Source organism: Petrachloros mirabilis (assembly GCF_975968855.1).
Genome location: NZ_CDLUDY010000234.1, coordinates 1 through 6,352 on the forward strand (window position 1 = coordinate 1; position 6,352 = coordinate 6,352).

Annotated in this window: 7 protein-coding genes; 3 read left to right on the forward strand and 4 right to left on the reverse strand. The window is 55.4% G+C overall.

Annotation, left to right across the window (positions count from 1 at the left end):
- Nucleotides 1-1,425 (reverse strand): thrombospondin type 3 repeat-containing protein (locus ACWVCN_RS09655; RefSeq protein WP_455245403.1); only part of this gene is annotated, 1,425 nt, incomplete at its 3' end.
- A 945-nt stretch (nucleotides 1,426-2,370) separates the two neighbouring features.
- On the opposite strand from ACWVCN_RS09655, the gene ACWVCN_RS09660 reads away from it, so the two are divergent.
- Nucleotides 2,371-2,619, forward strand: coding sequence for an ImmA/IrrE family metallo-endopeptidase (locus tag ACWVCN_RS09660; protein ID WP_455245404.1), 249 nt, complete (start codon nucleotides 2,371-2,373; stop codon nucleotides 2,617-2,619).
- A gap of 43 nt (nucleotides 2,620-2,662) precedes the next feature.
- Here the strand turns inward: ACWVCN_RS09660 and ACWVCN_RS09665 are convergent, their stop codons facing one another.
- The 3 genes from ACWVCN_RS09665 to ACWVCN_RS09675 are packed head-to-tail and all read right to left on the reverse strand — an operon-like array spanning nucleotide 2,663 to nucleotide 4,757.
- Nucleotides 2,663-3,139 carry an EVE domain-containing protein gene (locus ACWVCN_RS09665; RefSeq protein ID WP_455245406.1) on the reverse strand — a complete coding sequence of 159 codons (477 nt, stop codon included), beginning with the start codon at nucleotides 3,137-3,139 and terminating at the stop codon, nucleotides 2,663-2,665.
- Between the two features lie 53 nt (nucleotides 3,140-3,192).
- Complete coding sequence (locus ACWVCN_RS09670; RefSeq protein WP_455245408.1) at nucleotides 3,193-4,395, reverse strand: PQQ-dependent sugar dehydrogenase; 1,203 nt, start codon at nucleotides 4,393-4,395, stop codon at nucleotides 3,193-3,195.
- Complete coding sequence (locus tag ACWVCN_RS09675) at nucleotides 4,392-4,757, reverse strand: hypothetical protein (protein WP_455245409.1); 366 nt, start codon at nucleotides 4,755-4,757, stop codon at nucleotides 4,392-4,394. Before ACWVCN_RS09675 ends, ACWVCN_RS09670 begins: the two co-directional genes overlap by 4 nt.
- Nucleotides 4,758-4,901: 144 nt before the next feature.
- Between ACWVCN_RS09675 and ACWVCN_RS09680 the strand changes: the two genes are divergently transcribed.
- Together ACWVCN_RS09680 and thrH are read left to right on the forward strand one after the other, a co-directional pair.
- Nucleotides 4,902-5,699 carry a YkgJ family cysteine cluster protein gene (locus tag ACWVCN_RS09680; protein WP_455245410.1) on the forward strand — a complete coding sequence of 266 codons (798 nt, stop codon included), beginning with the start codon at nucleotides 4,902-4,904 and terminating at the stop codon, nucleotides 5,697-5,699.
- A 57-nt stretch (nucleotides 5,700-5,756) separates the two neighbouring features.
- On the forward strand, nucleotides 5,757-6,352 hold a 596-nt coding region (gene thrH, locus ACWVCN_RS09685), incomplete at its 3' end, for a bifunctional phosphoserine phosphatase/homoserine phosphotransferase ThrH (protein ID WP_455245411.1).

Below are 6,352 nucleotides of genomic sequence, written 5' to 3' on the forward strand. Positions count from 1 at the left end.
CAAACGTGATTGCAAAAACTCTGGACTGCTGGCGGGAGCTAAGCTCTCGTCAGGCCGCAAGAGGCCCAAGGAGCCGCCGTTGCCGGCTCCATCGTCTCTCACCTGCAATCCGCTCGAGGAGTTGCTGATGCTCACCCCAGCTTCGGAATAAACGATCCCGTTTGTGCACGAATACTTGTCCTCCAGCCAGGGACCATTGAAACTCGGCACAAAGGTGACGTACCGCATGTTGAATGCGATGTTGGTGCCACTTACTGTCATGTCGTCTCGTCCAGATCCGTTGTCCCCTGGGACCCAGCCAAGTTGCTTCTGCATGTCCGAGGGTAGCCGGACGAAATTGTAGTTTGCCCCCTGGATCGGACACGTCCCCTGCACGATCGCGACCGTCGGAAGGGAGATCGCGTGCAGCGGATCATTGAGATCAGTCCACCAGAACGCGATCACATTGTCCGCAATTTTGATGGCATAGCCACGACAGGCTGGAGTCCCTGTGCAGTACAGCTCATCAAACCCGGACTTCAGGGTTGTGTAGGTGCCGGTGTATGTTGTCGAGCCGACGGTGATGACAAACGTGGTGTTGCCCCACTGATCAGTCGTCAGCGTCACTGTTGTATCGTTCGGCGTCCGATACTGTTGGCTACCGGACGGACAACCGTAGTTGCTCGGTGGTCCAACTTGAGTCGGACATTGATCACTTGAGTCGGGTACTCCATCACCGTCTGTATCGGTGGTCGGTACCGGGCAGCCTTGATTAGTGGCCGGTCCCGGCACTGTGTCGCAAGCATCATCATCATCGGACACTCCGTCTCCATCTGTATCGGCCACGGGGCATCCATTGGCGGTTCCCGGCGCAGCGACATACGGACATGCATCCGTCGTATCCGGTACGCCATCGCCGTCTGCATCGGTGTTGCTGACGGGACAGCCTTCATTAGAGAGAGCGCCGGGGACCAGGAGACACTTATCCTCAGAGTCCGGCGTGCCATCCCCATCGCTATCGGTCGGACTGACCGGACAGCCCTGTGTGCTAGAGGGTCCCGGCTGAAGAACGCAATTATCCGTCGTATCCGGAATCCCATCCCCATCCGAGTCATTCACGCCCAGAGGACAGCCGCCATTCGTCGACAGCCCAGCTGTCAGAGGACATTGATCCACCGTATCTGGTGTCCCATCGCCATCGGCATCGCTCGAACTGACCGGACAGCCGCCGTTAAAAGACGGCCCCGACACTGTCGGGCAGAGATCGTCCGCGTCCAAAATGCCATCACCATCTTGATCGTTGTTTGCGGTGGTTGTCGTCGCCGGTGGGTTGGCAGTGGTCGTTGTTTCATTAGCACCAGAGCCGCCGCTTGAACATGCAGCAAATAACCCTGCCATAATACAAATCATGGCAACTCTTCCCCACTGAATTATGTGGCCCTTCATATTTGCCTCCTGCGGTTCTGTATGCTGGAGAATTTGAAGTCAGTCATTGTTATGACCAACGCTATAATGGAATCGGCCGATTGCCTACTCCTCTGAAGTGTCATCGGGAACCTAAAAAAGAGGGGGAGCAGAATCAGGCAGGGAGTTACGGCCGGACTTGGGGAACGAACGAAGCGCGATTAATTTTGGCGGTGCGCTCTTGAGACAACTCGGACTGTGAAGGCGCCTGCTTAACAGGGGGCCTCACTCGATAACCGTCCGAGAAGCGCGGGTCCTCCGCTGATACCACGAGCCGACTATTCCTCTGAAGAGGGGAATAATGCAGACGCACACCCCCTTTTCTGTGGATTGGAACAATGGGGAGTCTATTGGAGAATTAACCGTAGACGACGCCGTAGCATAGGAACACGTTTAGGGCACTACGAGTTCCGGGGGCGCACACACAGAAGTGAAGGGGGACAGCTTTAAGAACCCACGGCTCGCGCAAGAAATAATGATAGAAAATCTGAAGGCGCATCCTTGAGAGGTAGCAATGGGAGAAGTTTCGCCATGGGTGTCATTCTTTTTTGCCTATTGGGCTATTGCGGTCTGGTGGGTAGTGGGCATGGCGCTTAATCGTTGGGTTACTGACCACTAGTATCTTCCTGGTCCTCCTGTGGGCAGCCCTATGCGCCCCGCTTAGGAATATTTACTCTATAAACCTCCCTGTTCAGATCAGTTCCTCATCGGCAACCATGGAATTACTTCGTTCCTCCTAGTGGCACAACTGGGAGAAACTACCCTCATGTCTCACATCAAACCACGGGAAAACTGAAGAGACAGACCCTATAAATGACTCTTATTCACAAGCAGGATGGAGACCATAACACATTGATTTATCTAGTGTTTCTTGAGTTCTTTCCGGAAACTTTTTGTGGTAGTCTGATAGCCAATGGAGCGTGAACGATGTTGCGAATCCCTGCTCAAGTCGTGCTTCCCTTCGGCTATCGGATCTCGGTTCGGCAGTTATCCGACTCTGAGATGGATCGGCGAGATCCGAATGCCGATGGCATCTGGGACGACTCCACCAAAACCATTTACGTGAGAAAGCGTCTGCCGGTGACGAGACGCCGTTACATCCTTGCCCACGAGTTGGGACATGCCTGGCTCGACTGGCAACACCGTCATCTGGATAACGGAAAGGCAAAAACCTAACTTCAGCCCGCAAGCCTCACCTTTTTGAGTACTAACGTAAGCTCTACGCCGCCGATCCGGCTAATTTCAAAATGGTCTTCCATTCCTCGTCAGTAACCGGCTGAACGGACAATCTCGACCCCTTCCGGAGTAAAACCATTCCCTTTAACTTCGGTTCCTTTCTCAATCGGTCGAGCGAAAGGCCGGTCGAGAATGCCGATTTGTACTTGATATCAACCATGGCCCAACGAGGTGACGACGGCGAACTGGCCGGATCATAGTGTTTGTTGCGGCGATCAAACTGTGTCCCATCCGGATAGGCGGTTCTGCAGACCTCAGCGATGCCAACCACAGCAGGCGGGTCGGCATTGCTATGGTAAAAGAGAATCCGGTCGCCTATGGCCATCTCGCGCATGAAATTCCTGGCTTGATAATTCCGTACACCGTCCCAGGACGTCGTCTGCTTCGGCGAGCGGGCCAGATCCTCGATAGAAAATGCGCTCGGTTCAGATTTCATGAGCCAATATCGCCGTTTCTTCAAGTTCGTTCCTCCATTAATTGAAATGGATGTGACCAGAACAACGTGCGATCCGGCTATTGATCCTTCGGATTCAGCTGGGTCGAGGCCAACCGGTGTACCCCTCCGTTGTGATCGACGAGGTACAGTTCTCCGGCTTCATCTTCACCAAAGGAAGAGATCCGGAACCCTGTTCGCATAAGAATCCGTACGGCGGACGTTTTTTTGTGATCAGCGCCGGCAGTTACGGCAAAAATCTCCCCGCTACAGTAGTCGCCAAAGAGATAGGTGCCCCGGAGCGATGGAATCAACCGCCCTCGATACACGTACCCGCCTGTGATCGAACAACGTCCCTGTTCATGCCCATACTCGGCAATGGGAAACGTGAGCCCATCAGAATTGCAGTCACGGTCGGGATCGTAACAATGGGTCCCCTCCATGACCCGCCATCCGTAATTGCCTCCGGCGGTGACGAGATCCACCTCTTCCCATTTATTCTGGCCGACGTCGGCCAACCACAGCATTCCGGTTTCCCGATCGAATGAGAACCGCCACGGATTTCTAAAACCGAGCGCAAAGATCTCAGGGCTCCCTCCACCTCCCGAAAAGGGATTGTCATCCGGGGTCGCGTAGGGACGGCCACGATCAACGTCGATCCGAAGGATCTTCCCCAGCAATTCATCTGAATTCTGCGCGCGATTCTGAGGGTCACCACCTGAACCCCCATCACCTAATCCGATATACAGATGACCATCAGGTCCGAACGCGACCATCCCTCCATTGTGGTTGGAATAGGGCTGAGGTACGACCATGAGGATTCGTTCCGTCGATGCCGCAACCTGATGCTCTTGATTCCGGCGGGTAAACTCCGACACGACCGTTGCACCGTCACTCTTTCGAGTGTAATTGACGAACAGACGGCCGTTGCGTCGATGGCCAGGGTGGAACGCCAACCCCAACAGCCCCTGCTCACCCCTTGCCGACACGCGATCGCGCAGCTCCAGGAAGGGCTTCTCTATTAATACGCCTCGGTCGATGAGTCGAATCGTCCCCGGTTGCTCGACCACAAAGAGTTGTCCCGATCCGTTTCCTGCATGGGTAAGAAAAAGAGGAGACTGTAGCCCCTGCGTGACGACCGGTACCAGATCGATAGCTTTATCCGAAGACCGGCTCCCTTGCTCGATCATGTCCGGTTTCGCCGTCATCCCAAAGGCCGACAACAGCACCCCGGCGGCAGCGAGGGTAAGAAAACCCCCTTGGCTACTCAAAAATCTGTTCATCTATTCCTCGATTCGAGAAAGTCGATGAGGGCCCGGTAAGTCAATTTACGGACCATCGCTTTGGAAGGCGGTTTCTCCTGGCTGTTGCCGGCCAACCAGACCTTTTCCGCCACCTCTGCACGTGCCTCATTACAGAGGGCCCACATGTCATGAAGGAAGTTCTCCGGCAGGCCAACCTGCAGCCCCTCGGATTCGATTCGATCGTCCAGAATCGCGAGGAGATCTGAGATCGCCTCGTCCGACCGATAGGGAGCAGCGGCAAACCCGAAGGATTCATGGGCTCTCGCTTCCTGCTCCGCTTGCGCAACCAGGTCATGCATGTATTCCTTCAGGAGTCCCACCACGTGGCCGGATAGCGCCATAAGATACCCTCCGATGCGATTATGCGGATCTATTGAAAAAGGCGCAAGGCGTGCTCTGTTCAACGACGACACCGGTTGACCCCTTCATCGAGGCTTCACTATGATGCTCTTCGAGCATCGGCGTGGGGCCAGGGGCAAAAGGCAATGGCAATGGGCACTGTCGAACGATTTGAAATCGCTCTCAACACACCGGCCGGGCGCTTGACTACCGCGCTCGACGTCCCGACAGGCTTCGTGCCGATCACGGCGATCGTGCCCGTCACACGCCGTCTCGGGGAAGAAGCCATGCAGCTCGAAGAACGCCGAGCCGTAGAACAGGGCCGTTCGATCTCCTGCAGCATGGGGTGCGCCGCCTGCTGCCGTATGATGGTGCCGCTGTCGCCGCCGGAAGCGTTTTCATTGCGGGACTATGTCGAGCAACTTCCGACCGATAGGGGAGAGCGGATTATGCACCGCCTCTCAGAGGCAAAGATCGCCCTCAAACAGCAGGGTCTGCTTGAGCAACTTGAAGAGATCGCCAAGTCAACCTCGCCGCTGTCGGATGAACAACTCGACCCGATCAACCGGGCTTATTACGCGTTGCGGATGCCCTGTCCGTTCCTCGAAAACGAACTCTGCTCGATTTACGAAGCCAGGCCGGCAGCTTGCCGTGAACTCCTGGTGACCTCCCCGGCTGAGCTTTGCGAGAATATTGCGGAAAATCCGGTGCATCCTCTTCCTGTTCCGGTAAGGATCGGCACCGTGCTAGGGCTCGTCTGGGGCAGCTTGACGGGCTCATCCCCTCGTCTGATCCCACTCCCGCTGGCGATCGATTGGGCGGAACAGCACCGGACAGAATCTTCACAGACCTGGAAGGGCTCGAGCCTGATTGACGAGATGCTCGACAAGATGTGGCGGTTTCTCAGCCAGGAATTTGCCTCGAGGCAAAAGGCGAAGGGCTAGAGGCAAAGGCCGACAGGCTGGTGCGAGCACATGCCTTCCTAACGACAAGGAGAAAGTATGAACAAACCCGTTCTGGTGTGCTTGGATCTCGAAGGTGTACTGGTTCCGGAGATTTGGATCAACGTCGCGTTGAAGACCGGCATCGAAAAACTGAAGATCACAACCCGTGAGATGCCGGATTATGACGCGCTGATGAAACAACGACTGTCTATCCTCGACGAACACAAACTCACGATCGCGGACATACAAGACGTGATCGACAAAATGGGACCCTTGGACGGCGCGCCGGAATTTGTGCGCTGGCTGCGGGAACGCTGCCAGGTGATCATTCTTTCCGACACGTTCTATCAGTTTGCCCTGCCCTTGATGCGCCAACTCGGATTTCCCACACTCTTCTGCAATCAGCTGGATATCGATCAATCGGGTAAGATCCTGGCGCATCACATGCGGATGCAGAACCAGAAAAAACACTCCGTTGCCGCTTTCAAGTCGCTGAATTTCTTCACCATGGCAGCCGGCGACGCGTACAACGACACGGCTATGCTGGGAGAGGCGGATGCAGGCTTCTTCTTTCGGCCACCGGACCACCTGCCGAAGGAGTATCCGCAATTCCCGGTGACGCAGACCTATGCTGAGTTGCAGAGCAGATTCGC

Coding starts and splice junctions, on each gene's coding strand:
- ACWVCN_RS09660 (WP_455245404.1), top strand. CDS start 2,371: ATGTTGCGAATCCCTGCTCAAGTCGTGCTTCCCTTCGGCTATCGGATC.
- ACWVCN_RS09670 (WP_455245408.1), bottom strand. CDS start 4,395: ATGAACAGATTTTTGAGTAGCCAAGGGGGTTTTCTTACCCTCGCTGCC.
- ACWVCN_RS09675 (WP_455245409.1), bottom strand. CDS start 4,757: ATGGCGCTATCCGGCCACGTGGTGGGACTCCTGAAGGAATACATGCAT.
- ACWVCN_RS09680 (WP_455245410.1), top strand. CDS start 4,902: ATGGCAATGGGCACTGTCGAACGATTTGAAATCGCTCTCAACACACCG.